This window comes from Chryseobacterium sp. FH1 (assembly GCF_000735135.1).
GTDB lineage: Bacteria > Bacteroidota > Bacteroidia > Flavobacteriales > Weeksellaceae > Epilithonimonas.
Genome location: NZ_JPLZ01000002.1, coordinates 133668 through 157907 on the forward strand (window position 1 = coordinate 133668; position 24240 = coordinate 157907).

18 protein-coding genes are annotated in these 24240 nt (G+C 37.9%); 13 read left to right on the forward strand and 5 right to left on the reverse strand.

Annotated elements, in window-relative coordinates; genetic code table 11:
- The first annotated feature begins 181 nt into the window (after positions 1 to 181).
- Together IO90_RS01890 and IO90_RS01895 are read left to right on the forward strand one after the other, a co-directional pair.
- Entirely contained in the window at positions 182 to 469 is a 288-nt protein-coding gene (locus IO90_RS01890) for a hypothetical protein (RefSeq protein ID WP_034963396.1), read from the forward strand.
- 137 nt (positions 470 to 606) lie between these two features.
- A complete protein-coding gene (locus IO90_RS01895) occupies positions 607 to 951 on the forward strand; it encodes a hypothetical protein (RefSeq protein ID WP_034963398.1) in 345 nt (114 codons plus the stop codon).
- 62 nt (positions 952 to 1013) lie between these two features.
- On the opposite strand, the gene IO90_RS01900 is transcribed toward IO90_RS01895, so the two are convergent.
- The 3 genes from IO90_RS01900 to IO90_RS01910 are packed head-to-tail and all read right to left on the reverse strand — an operon-like array spanning position 1014 to position 5666.
- The gene (locus IO90_RS01900; protein ID WP_034963400.1) at positions 1014 to 3023 is read right to left on the reverse strand and encodes a hypothetical protein; all 2010 of its coding nucleotides are present in this window, start codon (positions 3021 to 3023) and stop codon (positions 1014 to 1016) included.
- Positions 3024 to 3026: 3 nt separating this feature from the next.
- Positions 3027 to 4865, reverse strand: a complete 1839-nt coding sequence (locus IO90_RS01905; RefSeq protein ID WP_034963401.1) for a WG repeat-containing protein — start codon at positions 4863 to 4865, stop codon at positions 3027 to 3029.
- A gap of 9 nt (positions 4866 to 4874) precedes the next feature.
- Positions 4875 to 5666 carry a DUF2797 domain-containing protein gene (locus IO90_RS01910; RefSeq protein WP_034963402.1) on the reverse strand — a complete coding sequence of 264 codons (792 nt, stop codon included), beginning with the start codon at positions 5664 to 5666 and terminating at the stop codon, positions 4875 to 4877.
- 127 nt (positions 5667 to 5793) lie between these two features.
- Between IO90_RS01910 and IO90_RS01915 the strand changes: the two genes are divergently transcribed.
- The 8 genes from IO90_RS01915 to msrA all read left to right on the forward strand — a co-directional run bounded on the left by IO90_RS01915 (position 5794) and on the right by msrA (position 18337).
- Positions 5794 to 6822 carry a GDP-mannose 4,6-dehydratase gene (locus IO90_RS01915; protein ID WP_034963403.1) on the forward strand — a complete coding sequence of 343 codons (1029 nt, stop codon included), beginning with the start codon at positions 5794 to 5796 and terminating at the stop codon, positions 6820 to 6822.
- 122 nt (positions 6823 to 6944) lie between these two features.
- Positions 6945 to 7166, forward strand: a complete 222-nt coding sequence (locus IO90_RS01920) for a DUF2795 domain-containing protein (protein ID WP_027382805.1) — start codon at positions 6945 to 6947, stop codon at positions 7164 to 7166.
- Positions 7167 to 7259: 93 nt separating this feature from the next.
- A complete protein-coding gene (secA, locus tag IO90_RS01925) occupies positions 7260 to 10331 on the forward strand; it encodes a preprotein translocase subunit SecA (protein ID WP_034963404.1) in 3072 nt (1023 codons plus the stop codon).
- 146 nt (positions 10332 to 10477) lie between these two features.
- Entirely contained in the window at positions 10478 to 12616 is a 2139-nt protein-coding gene (locus tag IO90_RS01930) for a TonB-dependent siderophore receptor (RefSeq protein WP_034963405.1), read from the forward strand.
- A gap of 43 nt (positions 12617 to 12659) precedes the next feature.
- A complete protein-coding gene (locus IO90_RS01935) occupies positions 12660 to 13868 on the forward strand; it encodes a PepSY-associated TM helix domain-containing protein (protein WP_034963406.1) in 1209 nt (402 codons plus the stop codon).
- A gap of 106 nt (positions 13869 to 13974) precedes the next feature.
- The gene (locus IO90_RS01940; RefSeq protein WP_034963407.1) at positions 13975 to 16545 is read left to right on the forward strand and encodes a TonB-dependent receptor; all 2571 of its coding nucleotides are present in this window, start codon (positions 13975 to 13977) and stop codon (positions 16543 to 16545) included.
- A 76-nt stretch (positions 16546 to 16621) separates the two neighbouring features.
- Positions 16622 to 17590, forward strand: a complete 969-nt coding sequence (locus IO90_RS01945; RefSeq protein WP_034963408.1) for an ROK family protein — start codon at positions 16622 to 16624, stop codon at positions 17588 to 17590.
- 93 nt (positions 17591 to 17683) lie between these two features.
- Positions 17684 to 18337, forward strand: coding sequence for a peptide-methionine (S)-S-oxide reductase MsrA (gene msrA, locus IO90_RS01950; protein WP_034963409.1), 654 nt, complete (start codon positions 17684 to 17686; stop codon positions 18335 to 18337).
- A 216-nt stretch (positions 18338 to 18553) separates the two neighbouring features.
- Here msrA and IO90_RS01955 read toward each other — a convergent pair whose 3' ends face one another.
- A complete protein-coding gene (locus tag IO90_RS01955) occupies positions 18554 to 19465 on the reverse strand; it encodes a DUF3078 domain-containing protein (protein WP_034964205.1) in 912 nt (303 codons plus the stop codon).
- Positions 19466 to 19482: 17 nt separating this feature from the next.
- Positions 19483 to 20589 (reverse strand): DUF3078 domain-containing protein, encoded by a 1107-nt coding sequence (locus IO90_RS01960; protein WP_034963410.1) that lies wholly within the window; start codon positions 20587 to 20589, stop codon positions 19483 to 19485.
- A 143-nt stretch (positions 20590 to 20732) separates the two neighbouring features.
- Here IO90_RS01960 and IO90_RS01965 point away from each other — a divergent pair, with 143 nt between their 5' ends.
- The 3 genes from IO90_RS01965 (at position 20733) to gdhA (ending at position 24187) form a co-directional block, all read left to right on the forward strand.
- Positions 20733 to 21506, forward strand: a complete 774-nt coding sequence (locus IO90_RS01965) for a rhomboid family intramembrane serine protease (RefSeq protein ID WP_034963411.1) — start codon at positions 20733 to 20735, stop codon at positions 21504 to 21506.
- Positions 21507 to 21536: 30 nt separating this feature from the next.
- The gene (gene dprA, locus IO90_RS01970; RefSeq protein WP_034963412.1) at positions 21537 to 22643 is read left to right on the forward strand and encodes a DNA-processing protein DprA; all 1107 of its coding nucleotides are present in this window, start codon (positions 21537 to 21539) and stop codon (positions 22641 to 22643) included.
- A 185-nt stretch (positions 22644 to 22828) separates the two neighbouring features.
- Positions 22829 to 24187, forward strand: a complete 1359-nt coding sequence (gene gdhA / locus IO90_RS01975; RefSeq protein ID WP_034963413.1) for an NADP-specific glutamate dehydrogenase — start codon at positions 22829 to 22831, stop codon at positions 24185 to 24187.
- The last annotated feature ends 53 nt before the right edge of the window (positions 24188 to 24240 follow it).

Sequence of the window (24240 nt, forward strand, 5' to 3'; positions counted from 1 at the left end):
AACCCTAAAGTGAGCAAAAGTTCATTAAAACTTCTAACAATTTAAGCATAGTTTCAAACTCATTATCAACAATTTTAAGGCATTTTTAAGTTATTATAATTTCTGGTTAAAGTTTATTATATTTGATTTTGAATCAATTAATCCTATAAATTTGTCTCATCAAAAACATAAACAATTCAAAATGAAAAATCTTTTAACATCACTTTTGCTGACATTCGGGATTGGAATGGCAAGCGCACAAGTTGCATCTACGGTTGCGACATCAGCTTCTACAACTGCTTTGACTGCATCTACTGTTGCAAAAGCTCAAAAACAAAAAACAAAAAAGGCAGAAGCGAAAGCAGAGAAAAAAGCGACACCAACAGCCGTAAAACTGAAGAAAGACGGAACGCCGGACAAACGATACAAAGCCTCAAAAACCTTGAAAAAGGACGGAACGCCAGACAAGCGCTACAAGGCTAACAAGTAATTTATCTCACTCTTCTGAAGAGAAGGATAATTTAATTTTTCATAACTTTTATTTTTTTAAGACTTTGCATATTTTGTAGAGTCTTTTTTGGTTCGTGATTTGTTTATCTAAACACAACCAATCTAAAAAATACTGTTATGAATAATCCGAAACCAATGCTTACACTGTCGGAAGTGATGGAAAAGCTAAGACAAAAAGGAATCACAAACGAAATACGAATGACCGATGATAAACGTTTTGTAATCAGTGGTACAGAAAAGTCATACCAACCAGAAGATTTGAAAATCATCCGAACCTACAGATTCGAAGGTGCAAGTGACCCGGCTGATAATGTGGCACTTTACCTCATCAAAGACAATTACGAAAATATTGCAATGATCATTGATTCCTACGGCGCCAACAGCAATTATGAAGGTCCGGAATTCGATAGATTCCTGAAAAGAATCCCAGAAGTAGAAGCGAAGGAAGAGTTTGATTTTTAAAATTTCGCTTCGCTTTTCAAAAATAGAAACCTTGTCCGTAAAAAGACAAGGTTTTATTTTTATTAAATCTTGATGATCAGCAAAGTTTTCTTGAGTCCATCCTCAATGCCTTTCCAGTAGAAATTGAAGAACGATCGTTCCTTGTTCCGTTCAACATAGATGTCCACAGATTCCGGAAATTTCTGAGAATCCTTTTTCACAAACAGATTGGCAACGCCAGAGAGGAATTTCTTTTTCTCTTTGGTATCTTTATCTATCAGCGCCACTTTCAAATCTTTATGTGTGATCTTGAATTTGCCATTCATAATATCATTGTTACCTTTGAAATTATAATTAAGACTCGTAATCGTTCCAGTCGCTGTGATATTCATATATGGTTTGATGAATGGATTGATGTCATTGGCCGGCAAATCATTGATATAACCACCAATTGTAAAGTTGTCTCGTAAGTCCGAAGTGTCAAAGTTCCAATTGACTTTCATTGGAGAAACGCCCATAAAATTGCAATTGATGACAATCGGAACTTTCGTATTGGCGCCTTTCTTTTTGTTGGAATTCAGATTTTTGACATTCAAATTGAAATTTGTGAAAAATACCTTTCCAGGTCCGTTGTTGTCTGGCTTGTCTTCTTCATAAACCAATTTTGAATCTATAAGATTCAGATTGTCAACAACTAAAGGGAATTTTATATTTCTAAGAACTTTGGAATAGAGCAACTTTTCTTTTGGATTGTCTTTCGGAATTTTACTTCGGAAAATATTGGCGTCCACATTGTGAAGTTTCGCGGATTTCAAATGAAGGTCGAGTTCTTTTTCAAAAGTCCAATCGACGCCAGAAAGTTGAATCCTGTTTGCTGAAATATTGAACTGGTCATCTTCCATCGGAATTGTTCTTACAAACTCAGCACGCGACATTTTTGGAATCATTTTAAAATTCATCAAATCAATCGATTGCGAAGACATATTGAAGCTTGACAAACTGAGATTGTAATATTTGCCAGAATCGTAGAAAAACGTGTTCCCAATAATTTTGTAATCTTTGAATTTGAAAGGTAATTTGTTTTTCGAAGTTTCGTCATCCATCAAAAATTCTTTCACATTCGCATCAAATTTTGCAAGTGACAAGGATTTTTCGCCGTTGGATTTCAGCATTGATAAGGTTCCATTTTTAATATCAATATTGGCAAAATTCAAATCGATGCCATTTTTCTTTGTATTTTTCGGTTTAATGATTTTCGCATCACGATTTTGAATCACAAATTCGGGATTGATGAACTGCGCATTTTTCAAATTCAGTTTCGTCTTATCAAAAACCAAATCATTGAAAGAAATCTTCTTGCTTTTGATACTGAAAAGACTTTTTTGTTTCGTGAAACTTTTCTCCCAATCTTTAAAGTCCAAAATTGATTTCAACTCAAAATCATTGATTTCCAGTTGGCCATTATTGGTTTTAACATCGCTGGAATTAATCGTATAAACATCATTTATTTTGGCGAAGAAATCTCTCGCGGTAATCTTGTAACTATCCAGCGCAAACGGCAATTCGTTCGGATTATCGTTTAAACTAAGATTCTTGATTTCGAGATTAAGGTTTTTAGCTGAAAAAGCTTTTGAGTCATCCGGATTTATAACATCGATGTTTCCTTTGGCAATGTCAATATTTCGGATGAGAAACGGCATTGGTTCTTTTACGGAATCTTTGGTTTTCTTTTGCGCCAATCTGATTTTGAGACGCGGATTCGTCAATCTAATGGAATTGGTATTGATTTTTTTATTTTTGATTAAATCAATAATACCCAATCTACTGACATTCAAGCCATCAACAAAGCCATCAATCGCCAGGACTTTTTTGTCATTCGGATTTTTGGATTTTATCAAAATATCGTCTGCCGAAATGCTACCACTGAGAATTTCGACATTCAAAGTTTTGTAGGTAATGGCGTAAGGTGTTTTGTTTTTGATGTAATCCGGAAGCTGATACTTGAGCCAAAGCGTGAATCCAACGTTCACTAACAGGATGAGAAGCAAAATACTTCCCAGAACGATTCCGGTAACTTTTAAAGTTTTTTTCATCAATTATTTTATTTTCGGTGGCGGAGGCGGTGGTTCTGGCTCTTTTGTGTTTTCAAGAAATTCAGTTTTTGTAAATGACTTTAAAATTTTTCCATTACTATTAATTTCAAAATATTGCATTCCTTTCCTCGCATAGATTTTATCATCTCCAAAACCTAAGCCATATCCTAAATTTGGTTTCAATTCATCATAAATCAACGGACAGATGATTTTATTATTCAAATCTATAATTCCGAATTTCTTGTTTTTTCCGACAAAAACTTTATCTCTCGCCACGAAAACAAAATCATAAATTGCCGGAATCTTTTCCTTGAAAGTCTTGTACTCCAACATTCCAGATTTGGAGCCGAGTTTTACAATATGTCTATTTTCGGGACCATATTCTACCCAATCGGAAAACTCATCATAAATAATTGGAGAAAGAATTTTATTGTTCAAATCAATAACACCGAATTTTTTATTTTTCTTAACCAAGAATTTAGAATGGTCATAAAAAAGCGGATGAATGGACTGATAACCGTTTACGATTGTTTTATTATTAATATCAACAATCTTTGCTGTATTATCATTTGCGACAATAAAGTAATTTTCCGATTCTTTTGGTTTATCATCAAGCCTATCAAAAACTTCATAGATGAACTGTTTTCCAAAAGGAATTAGAATTTTGTTTTTGGAATCGATGAGACCAACCTCATTATTGATTTTGGCAACTGCGTAATTTTGTCGTTCAAATTGGAGTTCTTCATCATAAACAAAAGGCACTTTTACAGTTCCATTTCTGTCGACAACGCCATATTTTCCTTTTAGATTTTTGAATGAAATTGCTGGATTGTCTGTGCGGAAATTATTATAAATAGGCTCCAAAGATTCTCCAATTTTCTTAAGGTTTTGATTGAAGATAGAATAAACCTTTCCTTTCCTAGCGTTGAAATATTCAGAATAATTTCCGTGGTTGCTGTCGTAAGCTTCAATAAAATCATATTCGAAAGGAACTTTGATTTGTCCATCGGATTTTATCATTCCGTACTTGCCATTTCTTTTTACAATTGCATTTTTAAATCCATCAAAAACCGTTGCAGAATCGAATTTATTATTTGGGAAAGCAGGTTCTATTTTTTCATTAAGGAACTCATAATTCTTTCCTTTCCTCACTAAAACTGCTCCATTTTTAAAATAGGTTGATTGACTCCTGTCAAAAATATCTTTAGAAAAATCATAATGGTTTGTGCTAAAAACCTCATCATAAAGAAAGCCTGACAGCTGTTTTCCTTTGTTATCGAAGAAAGCCCATTTCTTATCTTTCTGGACAATCACAATATCATCCAATTGTTCTGAGCGAGCATCATCGTAAATAACCGGGATGATTTCTTTTCCAGTTTTATCAATGAATCCTGATTTTCCATTTTTGACAACAGAACAAAGTCCGTTAGTTGTGAAATATTGAACCTCATCATAAATTGGTTGGATAATTAACTTTCCTTTCTCATCGATGAAGCCCCATTTTTTATTTTTACGAACCCCTGCTAATCCGAAAGAAAAAATCTTGACTTCATCAAAATCGCCTTCTAATCTTAAATTTCTCTTTGTGATGAAAAATTCCTTTCTTCCAATTTTTGCATAAGCAAGTCCATTTTCAAACGGATTCACAAAATCATACTCGAACGGAATAACGATAGAACTATCTTTATCTATGAAACCCCATTTGTTTTTCTTGTTGTGAACTCGGAACCAACCAGTTTCTTTGTCCCTTTCAATATAATCGATATCTTTCTTAGAAAATTTGGGAGAACTTTCTGTGCAGGAAAAGAAAATGAGCAATAGAAAAAGCAATCCGTTTTTCATACTAAAATTTTAAACCGTCAACTCCACCACATAACCTTCGTGCCCACGAACATTGATGAAATCATCGCCTTCAAAAGCAAGATACTGCCCTTTGATTCCCTTCAAAACACCATTGAATTCTGGTTTTTTGTCCAACGTGAAAACATTGATCTTCTCAGGTTTTTCGTAAGGAAAATCGAGTTTGATGATATTTTCCTCGCTCACCGCAAATTTTTTGAAATCGTTGGGAAAATAGTCTGCAATTTTGTTTCGGAAATCGATCAGGTCTAAAGTGTCCTCGTAATCATCCAAAAGCATTTTCTTCGGATTGGTTTTGTCGGCCACGTGTTTTTTCAGTTCCACCTCTATCATTCCAGCTTCGTAACGGTTTTCCGTGATGGCAATTGGCAACGCAAAAGTCGCCCCTTGATCTATCCATCTTGTCGGGATTTGCGCTTCTCTAGTCACGCCAACTTTCACATCGCCTGTGTAAGCCAAATAAACGATGTGCGGAACCAGTTGGATCTGTTTCTCAACTTCCAGATCTCTTTCGCCCACGCCAAGATGCGCGGTTGACAATTCCGGTCGGATGATCGAATCGCTCGCGTATGGACTTTCGAAGAAGCATTTTTTGCAGAATCCCATTCGGTAGATCTTCTCGTCGCTCCCACAATTCACACATTCGTAGCCAACGTGTTTGACGTGAAGTTCTTTCCCAAAAAGTTGATTCATATTGATGAGGTCGCCATTCAGGTTTAGGTAATATTGGATTGGTTTTCCGTTTTGAGAGATCATTTTCAGGATTTGTCCGGAGAATTGCATTTTGATGTGGATTTGAAATTGGGATTAAAAGTAAACATTATTAATTAATTTTAAAGTTCCCAACTAAATTTCAAAAGAATCGTTTCTGTTTTTGTTTAATTCTTATCTTCGCAACACATTTGATTTTATGAATTATTTAGTAACTGGAGGCAGTGGATTTATTGGTTCTCATTTGGTAGAACAACTTTTGAAAAATGGACATTCTGTCATTAATATTGACAATTTCGACGATTTTTACGATTACAAAATTAAGATTAAAAATACGCTCGAATCTTTAGCCACAAAATCTGAATTTAATTTTACGGACAAAGAAACCGATATTCAAAACTTATCAACTGAAACTAAATCAGACAATTACCAGTTTTACTTTCAGGATATCCGTGATAAAAAAGGTTTGGAAGAGATTTTTCAAAACCATAAAATTGATCTAGTCATTCATTTGGCGGCCTTGGCTGGTGTTCGTCCGTCTATAGAAAGACCTTTGGAATATGAAGAAGTGAATATCCGTGGCACTCAGAATCTATGGGAACTTTGCAAAGAATTTGGAATCAAAAAATTCGTTTGCGCCTCGTCGTCAAGTGTTTATGGCAATAATGAGAAAATTCCTTTCGCGGAAACTGATAATGTGGACAATCCTATTTCGCCTTACGCTGCGACAAAAAAATGTGGTGAAATTATCGGTCACGTTTATCATAGTCTTTATCATATTGATATGATCCAACTGAGATTTTTCACAGTTTATGGCCCGAGACAAAGACCAGATCTGGCGATCCACAAATTCACTAAATTGATTTTTGAAAATAAAGAAATCCCTTTTTACGGCGATGGTTCCACAGCAAGAGATTACACTTTCATTGAGGATATCATTGATGGGATATTAAAATCAATCAAACATCTTGAGACGAATGACAAGGTTTATGAGATCATCAATCTTGGCGAAAGCGAAGTGGTGACACTCAACGAAATGCTGTCTGTCTTAGAAACCACAATTGGCAAAAAGGCAAATAGAAAAATGTTGCCAATGCAACCCGGCGATGTTCAAAAAACCAATGCCGACATTACAAAAGCAAGGACATTAATTGGATATGCACCAAGGACAAACTTCCAAAATGGCATAAAAAAATTTGTGGAATGGTTTTTGGGAAATCCGCACTAATAACTTACGATGACAACAGGAATTTGAATATTAAATAAAATAATTTTTAAATATTGTTGAAAATCAGTAGAAAAGTGTATAAAGTATCACCTATTTTTTTACTTTTGCAAAAATTATAAATTATGTATTGGACATTAGAATTAGCATCTTACCTTAGTGATGCACCTTGGCCGATGACCAAGGCAGAATTGATTGACTACGCCATCAGAACCGGAGCACCTATGGAAGTTGTAGAAAACCTACAAGCTATCGAGGACGAAGGAGAGATCTATGATGCGATTGACGAAATCTGGAGCGACTATCCTACAGACGAGGATTACCTCTGGAACGAAGACGAATATTAAGATAGCAATTGGCTCTTGGCGATTAGCGATTAGCCTTTGAAAATAAAATTATTAATGCGATTAGCCAAATGCTAATTGCCAAAAGCTGAATAAATGAGTTTTTTAAATACCGTTCTTAAAAGTTTTTTGGGAGACAAAAATGCAAAAGATCTTAAAGAAGTAAAAAAAGTTGTCGCAAAAATCAAGACAGTAGAATCTGGAATCCAAGCATTGACCGATGATGGATTGAGAGATAAGACAGCAGAATTTAAAGATAAATTAAAAACTGCAACTGCTAAGTTTACAACCCAAATTGAAGAAACTAAAGAGCAGATAAAAAACTCAACCAACGTTGATGAGAAAGAAGCACTTTTCACCAAAATCGAAGGCCTTAAAAAAGAGTCTTATCAGGTTGAGGAAAAAGTATTGGCTGAAGTTCTTCCAGAAGCATTTGCTCTGGTAAAAGAAACATCCAGACGTTTGGCACAAAACGGAGAAATCCGCGTAAAGGCTACAGACAGAGACCGCGAATTGGCAGCTACAAAAGATTTTGTAGTTCTAGAAGGTGAAACTGCTGTTTGGAAAAACCATTGGGATGCGGCAGGAACGCCTGTTGTTTGGGATATGGTCCACTACGACACGCAGTTTATCGGTGGTGTTGTACTTCACGAAGGAAAAATTGCAGAGATGGCAACTGGAGAAGGGAAAACGCTTGTTGGAACTTTACCAATCTACCTTAATGCACTTCCTGGCCGTGGTGTTCACGTTGTAACCGTGAATGACTATTTGGCAAAACGTGACTCCGCTTGGATGGGACCACTGTATGAATTCCACGGCATGAACATCGATTGTATCGATCTTCACCAGCCAAATTCTGACGCTAGAAGAAAAGCTTACCAAGCAAGCATCACTTACGGAACCAACAACGAATTCGGTTTTGATTATTTGAGAGATAATATGGTGACTTCTCCAACTGAACTAGTTCAGGGAGAATTGAACTTTGCTATTGTGGATGAGGTGGATTCAGTTTTGGTAGATGATGCCAGAACCCCATTGATCATTTCCGGTCCGGTTCCACAAGGAGACAGACAGGAATATGATGTTTTGAAACCATCGGTTGACAGAATTGTTGAAGTACAAAAGAAAACAGTTTCAGTTCTTTTCAATGAAGCTAAAAAATTAATTGCTGGTGGTAACACCAAGGAAGGGGGTTTCAAATTGTTGCAAGCTTACAGAGGTCTTCCGAAAAACAGACAATTGATCAAATTCTTATCAGAAAGCGGAAACCGAGCATTGCTTCAGAAAGTTGAAGGTCAATATATGGCGGACAACAACCGCGATATGCCAAAAGTAGATAAAGATCTTTATTTCGTGATCGATGAGAAAAACAATCAAATCGATTTGACAGACAAAGGTGTAGAATATATGTCAGCTGGTAATGAAGATCAACAATTCTTCGTTTTGACAGACATCGGGACAGAAATCGCTGATATCGAAAAACAAAATCTTTCAAAAGAAGATGAGTTCGCAGCGAAGGAAGAATTGTACAGAGATTTCTCTATCAAATCCGAGCGTATTCACACAATGAATCAATTATTGAAAGCTTATACATTATTCGAAAAAGATGATGAATATGTGGTAATTGACGGCGAGGTGAAGATCGTTGATGAGCAAACTGGTCGTATCATGGAAGGAAGACGTTATTCTGACGGACTTCACCAAGCGATCGAGGCTAAGGAAAATGTAAAAATCGAAGCAGCAACTCAAACGTTTGCAACGGTTACTTTGCAGAACTACTTCCGTATGTACAACAAACTTGCGGGAATGACCGGAACTGCGGAAACAGAAGCTGGAGAATTCTGGCAGATCTACAAACTTGATGTAGTTGTAATTCCTACCAACAGACCAATCCAAAGGGATGACAGACAAGATTTGGTTTTCAAGACCAATCGTGAAAAATACAATGCCGTAATCGAAGAAATCGAAAGACTAGTTGCCGCTGGAAGACCTATTTTGGTTGGTACTACATCGGTTGAGATTTCTCAATTATTGTCAAGAGCATTAAGCTTAAGAAAAATCCCTCACAACGTATTGAATGCGAAACTTCACAAGAAGGAAGCTGAGATCGTAGCAGAAGCTGGTGGCGCTGGTGTTGTAACCATTGCAACCAATATGGCAGGTAGAGGAACGGATATCAAACTGAAAGGCGAAGTGAAAGCCAACGGTGGACTCGCGATCATCGGAACAGAAAGACACGATTCTCGCCGTGTTGACAGACAGTTGAGAGGTAGAGCTGGACGTCAAGGAGATCCAGGAAGTTCTCAGTTCTATGTTTCTTTGGAAGACAACTTGATGCGTCTTTTCGGATCCGAAAGAATTGCGAAAATGATGGACAGAATGGGTCATAAAGATGGCGAAGTGATTCAGCATTCTATGATTTCCAAGTCTATCGAAAGAGCTCAGAAAAAAGTGGAGGAAAATAACTTCGGTGTGAGAAAGAGATTGTTGGAGTACGATGATGTAATGAACAAACAACGTGACGTGATCTATAAACGTAGAAAGAACGCCTTGTTCGGAGACCACTTGAAGTACGACATCGTGAATATGATCTATGATACAGCGGCCGCGATCGTTTCTCAACACAAAGCAACTGGAATCTACAAAGATTTCGAATTCGATATCATCAAATATTTCACAATGGAAGCGCCTGTAACTGAGGCTCAATTTGGAAGCACACCAATTCCTGCGCTTACAGATTTGGTTTTCAAAGCCGCAAAAGAAGATTACGACTTAAGATTGAATCTTCTTAAAGAAAAAGCTTTCCCAATCATAGAGAACGTTTTCCTAAACCAAGGTTCGATGTTCAAAATGATCCAAGTTCCTTTCACAGACGGTACAAAAACGATGACGATTGTAACCGACTTGAAAGAAGCTTACGAAACCAATTGCGACAGTTTGATCACTGATTTTGAGAAGAATATCTCTCTATCTATCATTGATGAAAATTGGAAAACCCACTTGAGAGAAATGGATGATCTACGTCGTTCTTCCCAAGGAGCAGTTTACGAGCAAAAAGATCCATTGGTAATCTACAAGCAAGAATCTTTCTACTTGTTTAGCGAAATGGTAGAAAAAGTGAACAAAGAGATTGTTTCCTTCCTTTACAAAGGCGAAATCCCTGCATAAACAAGGATTTTACGATATAACTAAAAAGCTGTTGATAATTTCAACAGCTTTTTTTGTTTTAACATTTATTAAGAAATGACAAATATCATAATTTATTCTAATTTAGAATTAATAAAAATAATACATTTGCAAAAATTATTATATCAATGAAGAAAGTTATTGTAAGTGCTGTGGTTTTAGTTTCCACTTTTGCATATGCTCAGGAAAATGATTCTATTAACAAATCAAATGAGATTGATGGTGTTGTAGTACACGGATACATTACTAGAGACAGAGAATCGGCAAATAAAATGCCTCTTAAAGATATTGAAAATCCTCAGGTTTATAATACTGTAAACAAAAACGTTATCAAAGAACAAGTTGTTACGAACTTTAATGATGCTCTTAAGAATGTAACCGGTATTACAAGACTTTGGGAATCCACAGGTAGAGGAAATGATGGTGGAGAATATTACACTATGAGAGGTTTCTCCCTTCAGCCAACTTTGGTAAACGGAATGCCGAGCTTAAGCAACGGAACTTTAGATCCTGCAGGTATCGAAATCATTGAAGCAATCAAAGGCCCATCTGGAACTTTGTATGGTGGAAGTGTGATTTCTTATGGAGGTATGATCAATGTTGTTACAAAAAAGCCTTACAATCATTTTGGTGGTGAAGTCAATTATGTGAACGGAAGCTACGGTTTGAACAGACTTACAGCTGACGTAAACGCGCCACTCAGCAAAAACCTATTTGCACGAGTGAACACTGCTTATCAGAAAAACAATACATTCCAAGATGCTGGTTTTAACGAATCTTTCTACATCGCTCCATCTGTAAAATTTGTAGCCAACGACAGATTGACGTTCCACGTGAATACAGAAATCAAAACGTCGGAATCCTCAAATGCGCCAATGATTTTCTTGAACAGATATGCACCGCTTTCTTTTAATTCAATTGGTTTGTTCAAAGACAATTATAAAAAATCATACACCAGCAATGATTTAACTATCAATAACAATTCATTCAATATACAAGCTACTGCCGACTACAAAATATCTGATAATTGGATATCCAAAACCTTAGTTTCAAGAAGCAATACTAAAACGGAAGGTTACTATTCTTACTTGTGGGATCAATCCAATGGTGGAGATTTCGTAAGATTTATTGCTAATGTTGGTGGAGAGACCAATACAACAGGAATTCAGCAAAACTTTGTTGGAACTTTTAATTTTGGAAGTGTAAAGAATAAATTACTATTTGGTTTAGACTATTTCCAAAGAGATTTCATCCAAGGCGGAACAGGATGGATTGGACACGGTGTAGTGAACCTGGTTAATCAAACCGATACAAAAGCAGACCTTCTTACAAAATCTGCAGTTGACTATGAACTAAGAAACGCAGGACAAGAAATAGGAAATGCGGAAGCAAAAATCTACAGTGCCTATGTTTCAGATGTTGTGAACATTCTTCCAAATCTATCTGCAATGCTAAGTTTGAGATTGGATCATTTCACAGGAATGGCAACTGCTTACGCTACAGACAATTCTAAAGAAAAAACCACCCTCTCACCTAAGTTAGGTTTGGTATATCAGCCGATCCAAGACAAAGTTTCAATCTTTGGTAATTATATGAATGGTTTCCGAAATGTTGATCCTTCAACAATTCAAATCACCGATGATCTAGGAAATGTTTTGAATAGTGAGCTTCGTTATTTTGATCCAGAGCACGCCAATCAATGGGAAGTTGGTACAAAAGCAAATTTAGCCGGCGAAAAATTCTCTATTACCGCAAGTTATTACAACATCAATGTAAAAAACAAAGTGATGGGCAATGGCATTAATGTAAATCAAGGCGGAGAAGTAGAAAGCAAAGGTTTCGAATTAAGTGTTTTGGGAAGCCCAATTCCTGGGATGAATTTGATTGCCGGATACAGTTACAATGATAGTAATGTTGTAAAAGGTGACGAAGGATATCCTGGAAATAGGACAGAAGATGCGGGACCAAAAAACCTGATCAACTTCTGGGGAACTTACAAAATCCAAACCGGGACGCTTAAAAACTTCGGCATCGGTTTCGGAGGTAACTCTGCAAGCAGATTTTATACTTTGAACAGAGGTAATATCGGTGCTTTTCCACTTCCAAGTTACATCATTATGAACTCGTCACTTTCTTACACAGAAGATAGATACAGCATTATTTTGAAAGTGGATAACATTGCCAATAAGAAATATTTCTCTGGTTGGTCAACAGTTACGCCACAAAGATTGAGAACACTTTCAATCAGCTTGAATTACAAATTCTAAAAAATAAAAAAGCTAAGTTTGCAGCTTGGCTTTTTAAACTTTTATGAAGAAAAAACATCATCATAAAAAGAAACCCAGTTTCTTTAAAAAATGGACAGCCAAACTACATCTGTGGTTTGGCTTGTCCATTGGTATACTCATTTTCATTATTGCAATTACGGGCGCACTATTCGTGTTCAAAGATGAGATAGAAAACATTTCTCGCAAGGAATACATCTACCACCAAGAGCAAAACATCGATCAAAAACAGATCTTGCCCATCCGCGTCATAGAAAAACTGGTGAATGAGCAGACCAATGAAAAATATCCGATCCACTGGATCAATGTTCCTATTGATAAGAAACTTTCCTATCAGGTCTATTGGTACGAGCACCAGCCAGATCAGTGGAATTATTTTGATGAATTTCCGATTTACAAATTGGCGTACGTCAATCCTTACACAGGAAAAGTTCTTCAGGTTTATGACGAAAAAAACGGATTCTTTGCCATCGTAAAATCCATCCACTGGAGCTTTCTTTTGAAACAAGATTGGGGAACTTACGTCGTCGGGATTCCTGTTGTCATCTTCTTGATTATGCTGATTTCCGGGATCATTCTTTGGTGGCCAAAAAATAAAGCGGCGAGGAAACAAAGATTTGCATTCCAATGGAAGGACACAACAAGATGGAAACGTAAGAATTACGACCTTCACAATGTCTTAGGATTTTACTCTTCTATTTTCGCTTTGATTCTGACGATCACTGGTTTGTTCTACGCATTTTTTGCAGTTCAGGCGATGATTTATGTTGTCTTCTCGGGAGGAGAAACTGTTTACCCAGATTTCTCAGCTATTACGACAAAAGCGCCGATCGAGATGAGGAATGACAATACTTTGGACAAAATCTCTGACAAAGTGAAGGAACTTTACCCAACAGCGTACGCGTTCAGTCTGGATCTTGGACATCCGCATTTGGACGATCACGAACATCCCAATTTTTCGGTTTTTGTAAGACATCTCTCGTATTCTTATCATAAAAACAGCAGTTTGATTTTTGACGAAAACTCCGGCGAACTCTTGCACACACACGATCCGAAAGATAAAAACTTTGGTGAGAAAGTAGTTGCGGCCAATTATGACATCCACGTTGGCGCCATCTTAGGTTTGCCTACCAAAATATTGGCATTCATCGTCAGTATCATTATTGCATCAATGCCAGTCACCGGATTTATGATCTGGTGGGGACGAAGAAAGAAAACACAGATAAATAATTGATATCATAACCTGAATTTAATCATTCAGGTTTTATATTAATTTTAATTCATACTGTTTTAGTATGATAATAAAGTTTTATACTTTTGCTCTCTATTTTTAATAAACTATGAGCAGCAATTCTATTGTCTTGAAAAAGTGGTCATTCCTCTTTTTCACTTTCACATTCGTCCATTCCTTCGCACAGCATTCGATTTACGGAAAAATTCTAGACAGCATCAATGAAAAACCGATCAATTCCGTAAAGATCACTTCGAAGTCTGATAAAAATCTATCCGTACAAACCGATCAGGATGGACTTTTTGTTTTAAATAACATTAATGATTTTCCTTCAGAATTCAAGATTCAAAAATCAGGATTCGAAGTCAAACAATTAATACTAAAGGAAAATAATAACGACACCTTAATCATCAAATTACTGCCAAATGATTTTGTCATTACCGAAGTCATTGTGACAGCAAGACGTAGAGAAGAAACGGCTCAGCAAGTTCCAATTCCAATCAATGTCATCTCTGGCAAAAAAGCTGAGGAAACAGGCGCATTCAATGTCAATCGGTTGAAAGAATTGGTGCCATCGGTTCAGTTTTACAGTTCAACTCCTAGAAACACGAGTCTCAGCATAAGGGGATTGGGCTCTACTTTTGGTTTGACGAATGATGGTTTGGATCCGGGAGTTGGGTTTTATGTTGATGGCGTTTATTACGCAAGACCAGCAGCTACAACTTTAGACTTTGTTGACATCGAGAGGATTGAGGTTTTGCGCGGTCCACAGGGAACTTTATTCGGTAAGAACACAACGGCCGGAACTTTCAATGTGACTACAAAACAACCAAGTTTTACCACGGGTGGGACAGCGGAGATCAGTTTTGGCAACTATGGATTTATTCAGGCAAAAACTTCAGTAACTGGCGCTATCTCGGATAAATTTGCTAATAGATTCTCAGCTTCGGGAACACATCGTGATGGAACCATTTATAATTCGCGAACAAGCCAAGATCTTAATGATATCAATTCCATTGCAATTCGCGATCAGTTGTTATATAAACCAAATGAAAATCTGAAATTCATATTAACTGGAGATTACAACAGACTAAGAGCCAATGGTTATGCACAAGTCATCGCAGGCGTTGTGACCACAAAAAGGGCCGCCTACAGACAATTTGGAAATATCATTTCAGACCTTGGTTACACACTTCCCGCAATCGACCCGTTTAACAGAACTGTCGATACAGACACGCCGTGGAAAGCTGAACAAGATATGGGCGGACTTTCCCTGAATGCTGAGTACACTTTGGGGAAAGGAAAAATAGTTTCTACCTCAGCTTGGAGATTTTGGAATTGGAATCCGTCCAATGACAGAGATTTTACTGGACTTTCTGCTTTGGCAAAATCGCAGGCACCAAGCAAACATCAGCAATGGAGCCAAGAGATCCGTTGGTCAGGAAATTTCAACGAAAAATTAAGTGGTGTTTTTGGCGTATTCGGCATCTGGCAAAGATTACGAGCCGACAAGGAAGGACAGATTGAGGAAGCAGGAAAAGACCAATGGCGATTTTCTCAAAATTCAACGAGCACTTTATGGCAAACGCCTGGACTGTTGGAAGGTTACGGAATCAGATCCTATCCAAGTCTCAACTCTTTCAGTGGGGCGGTTTTTGGGCAGTTGGATTGGAACTTTACAGAAAAAATCAGTTTACTTCCAGGCATTAGAATTAATTATGACAAAAAAGAAATCGACTTCAAAAGATACACTTATGGCGGTCTACAGACGACTGACCCAGCTTTGCTCGCTTTGAAGAATTCAGTTTACAGCAATCAGGAATTCAATGCATCAATTGATGACACCAATTTCTCGGGACAATTGACCTTGGCTTACAAACCAACAAAAAACTACAACTTGTTCGGAACATTCTCTACAGGTTTTAAACCAGTCGGCCTTAATCTTGGCGGATTGCCAACAGATTCTAATGGAAATGCATTAACCGAGCTTGCAGTTGTAAAACCTGAAAGAATCCTTCATTATGAATTGGGTTTGAAATCGCAACCATTTAAGAATTTCATTTTTAATTTGACATTGTACAATTCCAACATCAAAGATTATCAAATTCAAGTGCAGGCGGCAGATCTATCCATCAACAGAGGTTATCTTGCCAATGCAGAAAAAGTAAGAGTACGTGGCATTGAGACTGATCTTTCCTACAGTTTTAGCAATTTAAATTTTTACTCCAACTTGGCTTACACAGAAGCGATCTATACAAAATTCATCAATGCACCGCCTGCTTTGGAAAATACTGGAGGCCCTACTTTTGTTGATATTTCGGGTGGCGTTTTGCCAGGTGTTTCGAAATGGGCAGGATCCACAGGTGGAGAAATCAATTTTTCTGGCAAATTTCTGAATTATAATGGCGATTATTTCTTCGCATTGGATAGTTACTACCGTTCGACATTTTCCTCCAGTCCTACGCCATCTCAGTTTCTGAATGTTCCTGGATATGCGCTCTTCAACTCAAGATTTGGTTTCCGGGTGAGAAGTGGCGTTACAACTTATCTTTGGGTGAGGAATATTTTGAACAGGGACTATTTTGAGCAATTACTTCCTGGCGCAGGCAACGCAGGACATTACGCCGCAGTTTTGGGAGATCCAAGAACGTATGGCATTACGATCAAATATAATTTCTAATTTTTAAAATTAACTGAATATTTAATTCATATTAAAATCCTTTTCTCTAAATTTAGGGTCTTAAAAATTTTGATCGATGTCATTAATTGATTTATCACGACAAATCGCCATAGGTATAGATATTGGCGGCACAAACACCAAATTCGGTTTGGTAAACCACCGCGGAGAGATCCTCGCGAAAGGAAGCATTAAAACTGAAGATTACAAACAGGTAGAAGATTTTATTGATGCTTTATATTCCAATATAAAACCATTGATAGATGAAACCTCTGTCACCAGATTAGACGGAATCGGCGTTGGCGCTCCCAATGCAAACTATTATACAGGAACCATTGAGTTGGCTCCTAACCTTCCTTGGAAAGGCGTAGTTCCATTTGCAGAAATGATGACGAAGAAATTCGGAGTGCCTTGCAAAATGACAAATGATGCCAATGCAGCTGCTCTTGGAGAAATGATGTTTGGCGCCGCAAGAGGGATGAAGGATTTCATAATGATCACGCTTGGAACTGGCGTTGGAAGTGGCATCGTAGCAAGCGGAAGTTTGATCTACGGTCACGACGGATTTGCTGGAGAATTAGGTCACACGGTTGTAAAACCAGGCGGAAGAAAGCATTGGAGCACAGGCTCCGAAGGAAGTCTTGAAGCTTATGCTTCTGCCACCGGAATTGCCATCACTGCAAAGAAATTCCGTGCTGAGTTTCCAGATTCTATGTTGAATCAATACCGTGAAGAAGACATTAATTCTAAAACTGTCCACGAATGTGCAAAAGCAGGCGATCCAACAGCGATAGAAGTTTTCCGATACACAGGTCAAAAGTTAGGAGAAGCATTAGCAAACTTCGTAATGTTCTCTTCGCCAGAAGCTATTTTGCTTTTTGGAGGTGTGATCAAAGCGGGAGATTTCTTGTTGAAACCTACAAAATTACATATGGAAAGAAACCTGTTGCCAATTTTCCGTTCAAAAGTAAAATTGGTATTCAGTGAACTGGATGAGGCAGACGCGGCAATTCTTGGTGCAAGTGCGCTCGTTTGGGAAAATAAATAATTGATATAGAGAAATCCTTTGGTTCTCATTTTTGATAGGAATACTATTTGCTATTAAGAACGAGGAAAATCAAAGGATTTTTCTTGTCTAATAATGAAACAGTATTTATTAATAATTCTAAGTTTTGTGCTCTTCAGCTGTAATGGTCAGGAGAAAAAACAAAACCCATTAAAAAATCAAAAAATGGATAAAAACAATTTGGAATATGCCACTCTGGCAGGCGGGTGTTTTTGGTGCGTGGAAAGTTGTTTCCATATGCTGAAAGGTGTTCATTCTGTAACGTCTGGATATTCCGGCGGACAAAAAGACAATCCAACCTATGAAGAAGTATCAACTGGAAATACGGGACACGCGGAAGTGGTTGAGATTGCTTTTGACCCGAAGATTATTTCTTACAAGCAATTGCTGGAAGTGTTTTGGTTTCTTCATAACCCGACAACGCTCAACAGACAAGGCAATGACATTGGAACGCAGTACAGATCTGCGATTTTCTATCATTCCGACAAACAAAAACAAGATGCAGAAGAGTCTTTGAAAGCATCTGAAGACAAACAGGAATGGAACGGAAAATACGTCACAGAAATAGTTCCTTTCGAAAAATTCTGGTCAGCGGAAGCTTATCATCAAGGTTATTACAATGCCAATCCAAACCAGCCTTATTGTAGTGCTGTAGTTGGACCAAAAATCCAAAAATTCAAAAAGCATTTTGGAGAATTGGGTTGGTTACAAGAAAAAGTGGAGCAATAGGCCCCACTTTTTTATATAAATGTTTATCCGAAATTAAGAGATCCTTCTTTCAAATGCAAAATTGGAATTGGTATTGAATGGTTCAACTTTGCGAAGCACGCCCCGACCTGAGTGGAGCTCTTTTTGTAAGCCTTGGGAAAAGCCTCGGCACAAAAAGCGGGAACGGAGGGCGGATATAGGCGCCCAAAATTTAATTCCCTTCAATATTTTAAATTTCTACTTGGTCTTCCAATCCTGATTGCGCTTGTCATCGGATTTTTTCTTTCCGTTGTCGATGTTGTAGGCAAAGCCAATTCCCAAGGTTTGTTTTAGCTGTGTTTTTCTGATTTGATTGTGGTCATAAAGCAAGTCCAAAGTCACATTGGTGGAGACAAATCGGTTGATTTTCATATTAAGAATCCCGCTGTAGGACAGAACCAGTCGCTCCGGATGATCCAAATAATTGGAGAAAACCGAGGCGTTGTTTTGAAGATTGATATTCTCCATCAACTTCACTTTGTACTGCGCCGTTCCCAAGAATCCGAATTGGAAAAGCATAGAATCGCCGTCGTTTTTCAAGCCATAATTACCTGCCCATTGCAAATCTTTGTCCGTCACGAAAGTGAATCTTGCGTTGGCTGGCCTTAGTGTCATTGTGAAATTTTCATTCGGTCTGTACGTAAAACCAGCGCCGACATTCACATAACCGGGCGACATAAAGCTTGAGATTTTCTTAGCTTCGGGATTGTTGCCATCTTCGTAGCCTGGCGCAAATTGAAAAATCAGGCCAGCTCCAACCGACGCATACCAATTGTCCGAAATCTTGCGTCCGTAATTGGTGGATAGACTGATGACATCCTGCGTTTTTCTGTTGCCGACGCCTTGGGTATTATTCATCCCATAGCCAAGAATGATGATGTTTTCCCAAAGGTCTTTGTCTTTTTCGTAAGTCAAATTGTAGTTGGCACCGGCTTGCCAACCGACGTTATTGGCTCCACCAGCAACCCAGTTTGAAAATGCTGATTGATTGAGCATCAAAGTGTTCTGCCCTACAACAGACCAAGCCTTAACTGAATCTTGAGCAGGCAACTCCTGCGCATAAGAATTGAAAGCCAGAAGCAGGCTTCCACCAAAAAGTAATTTTTTCATCATTGTGTGTTTTTAATTTATAAGAAAGGTTTTATGATTCCTGTTTTTGTGTCTCTTTCCATTTTGTAACCAAGGTTGTAAGTGACGCCTACGCCCAAAGTCTGTTTTCTCTGCAATCTTTTGATCTGGTCGTGGTCGTACATCATATCCAGTGTGATAACCGTCGTAATATATTTGTTGAATTTCAGATTGATGCTTCCACTGTAATTGATGTCCACTCTTTCCGAATGTTCCAGATAATTACTGAAGAGATTAAGTTGATTTACAAAATTGACATCTTTGAAAATTTTGATTTTATAAAGAATATTCATCATCGCACCCAGCTCGGCACGCATACTTTGACCATCGCGCTCCAAACCGTAAGTCCCTTTGGTCTGCAATTTTTCGTCTAATACAAAAGTGAATTTACCATTCGCCGGTCGGAAGATCACTTGGAAATTTTCATTTGGATTGTAGGAGACACCAATACCTAAGTTGAGATAACCTGGCGCCATAAATTTGGAAATTCTGTCATCATAAACAGGATCCGGATTGTTTGCGTAATTGAATCCCGGCGTAAACTGGGACAAAAACTGAAAACCTGTGGAGAGATAATAATGTTGCGCCAACTCATAACCGTAGTTGGTCATAACATTAATGTAATCGTCTGTCTTTCTGGTAGATTGCCCTGTCGAAGAAACAAATCCATAGCCCATCTGGATGTTGTTGTCCATATAATGGCGATTCTTTTTGTAGACGATGTTGTAATTAACTTTTCCGATGACACCGATGTTGTTATTTCCTCCAGCATACCAATTCGCAAAAGATGACTGATTGAAAACCAAACTGTTCTGCCCGAAGAAGAACCAGCGTTTGAGCGTCGGAAGGTTGATGATGGAAGAAGGCGTCAAAGGACTCGTGTCACTGCTATTGGAAACAATGACCATATTATTGGACAATTGTACAGAATCTTTTTTCAGAGAGCGGATGTCGATAATTTTCGGATTCGTCAAACTATCGATGTCCACAGCAATCGAATCCCATCTTCTTTGTGCAATGGAATCGATCAATTTCTGATAATCAGTAATTTGAGCTTTAGAAAAAAAGACCATCATCAATGCAAAAACTACCAATACCTTTCTCATTACTACAAAATTTTGCACAAAAATAACAATTCTAAATTTCTAAAAATCTGACTTTATAACCAAATTCCTAATTAATCGCATTTTTTTTGCGGACAAAATTACCTTTTCGCAAGAATGGCTGTAAAATTGTGATTTTCAAAACTATGTTTTTGAAAACCTTTCATTTAAGATCCTTTTTGGTTCCCATCGCAATGTTGGCGCTGATGTGGATTTTCTTCCTGCTTCAGAATATCGGATTTTTCAGTGGTTGTACAGGTGCAATCATTCCACTTGTGCCCGATGGTTTGAGTGGCGTCATCTTTGCGCCGTTGTTGCACGGGAATCTGGAGCACATCATCGGAAACTCGATGCCTATTGCGATTCTGCTATTTTTATTATTTGAATTTTATCCGAAGATTGCATTCAAAATCTTTTTGATAGGTTGGATCGCCTGCGGATTATTAGTCTGGATGTTGCCTCCCGTGGATATCATCACTGGGAAATGGAATTACAACTGCATCATCGGTGCGAGTGGCGTGGTTTATATGCTGGCTTTTTTCATTTTCTTCAGTGGCGTTTTCCGATGGAATATGAAATTGCTGACCGTTTCTCTTGTCGTGGCTTTATATTACGGAAGTTTGATCTGGGGAATTTTCCCGGAAGAGTTTTTCTCGCAGATGGAAGCGCCTAGCAAAATCAGTTGGCAGTCACACTTGGCAGGAAGTATCACTGGGATTATTTTGGCTTTCATTTTCAGAAAACAAGGCGATAAAAAAATCAAATACATCTGGGAATATCCTGATTACTACAGCGAAAAAGATGACAAAATGTGGCAGGAATATATTATGAATCATCCAGAAGATTTCGAAGATCTGCCTCAATACAAACAGGAAAACATTTGGGAATATCTGGACGAGATTCGGAAAAATGAAAAATAATTTCTAAATTGGTCATACACAAATGACCCTATGAATCCCGAAGAACATCTCTACATCCTTGCGCTGAAACAGTGCAAAAACATTGGCAACATCAATCTAAAAAAGCTGATAAAAAATATTGGCTCCGCAAAAAAGGTTTGGGAATCTACGCCAAAATCTTTGCTTTCGATTTCTGGAATCGGGAAAAACAGCATTCAGAATATTGGTAATCAAGATTTTCTAAATTCCGCCGAGAAAGAATTAAAATTCTGCGAAAAGCACGAAATCAAAATCATTCATCAAGATGAAGAATCTTATCCCAAGCATCTTCTAAATTGTGACGATGCACCGATGATTCTCTTTTACAAAGGCACTTTGAACAATAACCTAAATCCTGTAAGCATCGTTGGAACTAGAAAGTTAACAGCTTATGGAAAACATTTTATTCAGGATTTGACTGCAGAATTATCGGGTTCGAAAGTTTGTACCATCAGCGGGCTGGCTTTGGGCGCAGATTCTTGCGTGCACGAGGAATCATTGAAGCATCAAATTCCCACCATTGCCATTTTGGCGCAAAGCCTTGATAAAATCTATCCAGCTTCCAATAAAACGCTCTCCAAAAAAATTATCGAAAACAATGGCGCACTCATCACAGAATATGCATCATTCGAAGGAATGGCAAAGGAAAACTTTCTGCAACGCAACAGAATCATCGCCGGATTTTCGCCTCATTTGATTGTGGTGGAAACGGCTTATGGTGGTGGATCTGTGACAACTGTCACCGCTTCAAATCAATACAACCGTGATGTTTTTGCTTTACCTGGGAAAATCACCGATGTTTATAGCCAGGGTTGCAACCAGTTGATTGCGAACAACAAAGCGGAATCTATCGTTGATATCAAAACACTTGTCAGGAATTTGAATTTCATCCCGCAACCAGAACTTTTCCCAATGGAAGAGCCGAAAATCAAAATTGATCCTGACAAAAAAGACCACTTAAAATTATTGGAAATCATCACTGAAAATAAGAGCATTTCTCTGGACGAATTAGCGGACAAATCTGGGATTTTGCACCACAAACTTTTACCAATTCTTTTAGATTTAGAGATTTATGGCTATGTCAAATGTCTTTCCGGACGACAATATCAACCAAGCTGAGAAAACAAGACTTATGGAAATTTGAAGTAAATTAACATTAACTTCAAAAATCGTTAACGCAAAAGATGTAATTATACATTAAGCAAAAAACTAAGTTCATATCCTTAAATTTTCAATAAAAATCAAAATATTACTTGCGAAATTCGAAAATAAAATTAAATTTGTTGTCATAATAATCAACCTTTATGGAACACTATAATGTAGAGCAAAAAATTCAGGAGTTTATGGCAAAAGTAGAGGCCAAAAACCCAAATGAACCAGAATTTCTTCAGGCTGTGAAGGAAGTTGCAGTGACAGTAATTCCGTTTATTGCAACCAGAAAACAATACACAGGAATGAAACTTTTGGAAAGAATGGCAGAGCCGGAAAGAACGATTATTTTCCGCGTTCCGTGGGTAGATGACAATGGTGAGATCCAAGTGAACAGAGGTTTCAGAATCCAAATGAACTCGGCAATCGGACCATACAAAGGCGGCATCCGTTTCCATCCTACAGTGAACTTGTCTGTTCTTAAATTTTTGGCTTTCGAGCAAACTTTCAAAAACTCTTTGACGACGCTTCCAATGGGCGGTGGAAAAGGAGGTTCTGATTTTGACCCGCAAGGAAAATCGGATATGGAAGTGATGCGTTTTTGCCAAGCTTTTATGACAGAGATGTGCAAGCATATTGGTCCAGAGACCGACGTTCCTGCGGGAGACATTGGTGTTGGTGCAAGAGAAATCGGATATCTATTCGGTCAATATAAAAAAATCAGAAATGAATTTACCGGCGTCTTGACTGGAAAAGGCTTGGCTTATGGTGGTTCATTGATCCGTCCGGAAGCGACTGGCTACGGCGTTGTTTACTTCGCAGAGCAAATGTTGAGAACCATTGGTGAAGATTTCAAAGGAAAAACAGTGACGGTTTCAGGTTTCGGAAATGTGGCTTGGGGCGTTATCAAAAAAGTAGAAGAACTTGGCGGTAAAGCAGTAACGCTTTCTGGTCCTGACGGTTATGTGTACGACAAAGACGGAATCACTGGTGAAAAAATTGAATATCTATTAGAACTTCGTGCGTCTGGAAACAACCGCGCAGAAGACTATGTGAAAAAATACCCAACCGCAGAATTCCACGCTGGAAAACGTCCTTGGGAAGTGAAATGTGACGTCGCTATTCCTTCTGCTACTCAAAATGAGCTAGATTTGGAAGATGCTAAAAAACTGGTAGAAAATGGCGTAGTTTGTGTGACTGAAGCAGCGAATATGCCTTCAACTTTGGACGCGATCAATTATTTCTTGGACAATAAAGTTTTGTTCTCCCCAGGAAAAGCGTCTAACGCCGGTGGTGTAGCGACTTCTGGATTGGAAATGACTCAGAACTCCATCCGTCTCAACTGGTCTTCTGAAGAAGTAGATGCAAGATTGAAAGAAATTATGATCGGCATCCACAAAGCTTGTAGAGATTATGGAAAAGAGGAAGACGGCTACGTAAACTACGTGAAAGGTGCAAACATCGCAGGCTTTGTGAAAGTGGCTGAGGCAATGTTGGCTCAAGGTGTGGTGTAATCAGTAGATTAGAAGTTAGATTTTAAAAATTAGAATCTAAATAATCATAAAAA

Bases quoted from the DNA above. Each gene is read 5' to 3' on its own strand.
- gdhA (WP_034963413.1), top strand. From the start codon at position 22,829: ATGGAACACTATAATGTAGAGCAAAAAATTCAGGAGTTTATGGCAAAA.
- dprA (WP_034963412.1), top strand. From the start codon at position 21,537: ATGAATCCCGAAGAACATCTCTACATCCTTGCGCTGAAACAGTGCAAA.
- IO90_RS01945 (WP_034963408.1), top strand. From the start codon at position 16,622: ATGTCATTAATTGATTTATCACGACAAATCGCCATAGGTATAGATATT.
- IO90_RS01915 (WP_034963403.1), top strand. From the start codon at position 5,794: ATGAATTATTTAGTAACTGGAGGCAGTGGATTTATTGGTTCTCATTTG.
- IO90_RS01900 (WP_034963400.1), bottom strand. From the start codon at position 3,023: ATGAAAAAAACTTTAAAAGTTACCGGAATCGTTCTGGGAAGTATTTTG.
- msrA (WP_034963409.1), top strand. From the start codon at position 17,684: ATGAAACAGTATTTATTAATAATTCTAAGTTTTGTGCTCTTCAGCTGT.
- IO90_RS01960 (WP_034963410.1), bottom strand. From the start codon at position 20,589: ATGAGAAAGGTATTGGTAGTTTTTGCATTGATGATGGTCTTTTTTTCT.
- IO90_RS01890 (WP_034963396.1), top strand. From the start codon at position 182: ATGAAAAATCTTTTAACATCACTTTTGCTGACATTCGGGATTGGAATG.
- IO90_RS01955 (WP_034964205.1), bottom strand. From the start codon at position 19,465: ATGAAAAAATTACTTTTTGGTGGAAGCCTGCTTCTGGCTTTCAATTCT.
- IO90_RS01940 (WP_034963407.1), top strand. From the start codon at position 13,975: ATGAGCAGCAATTCTATTGTCTTGAAAAAGTGGTCATTCCTCTTTTTC.
- IO90_RS01930 (WP_034963405.1), top strand. From the start codon at position 10,478: ATGAAGAAAGTTATTGTAAGTGCTGTGGTTTTAGTTTCCACTTTTGCA.
- secA (WP_034963404.1), top strand. From the start codon at position 7,260: ATGAGTTTTTTAAATACCGTTCTTAAAAGTTTTTTGGGAGACAAAAAT.
- IO90_RS01910 (WP_034963402.1), bottom strand. From the start codon at position 5,666: ATGCAATTCTCCGGACAAATCCTGAAAATGATCTCTCAAAACGGAAAA.
- IO90_RS01965 (WP_034963411.1), top strand. From the start codon at position 20,733: ATGTTTTTGAAAACCTTTCATTTAAGATCCTTTTTGGTTCCCATCGCA.
- IO90_RS01905 (WP_034963401.1), bottom strand. From the start codon at position 4,865: ATGAAAAACGGATTGCTTTTTCTATTGCTCATTTTCTTTTCCTGCACA.
- IO90_RS01920 (WP_027382805.1), top strand. From the start codon at position 6,945: ATGTATTGGACATTAGAATTAGCATCTTACCTTAGTGATGCACCTTGG.
- IO90_RS01935 (WP_034963406.1), top strand. From the start codon at position 12,660: ATGAAGAAAAAACATCATCATAAAAAGAAACCCAGTTTCTTTAAAAAA.
- IO90_RS01895 (WP_034963398.1), top strand. From the start codon at position 607: ATGAATAATCCGAAACCAATGCTTACACTGTCGGAAGTGATGGAAAAG.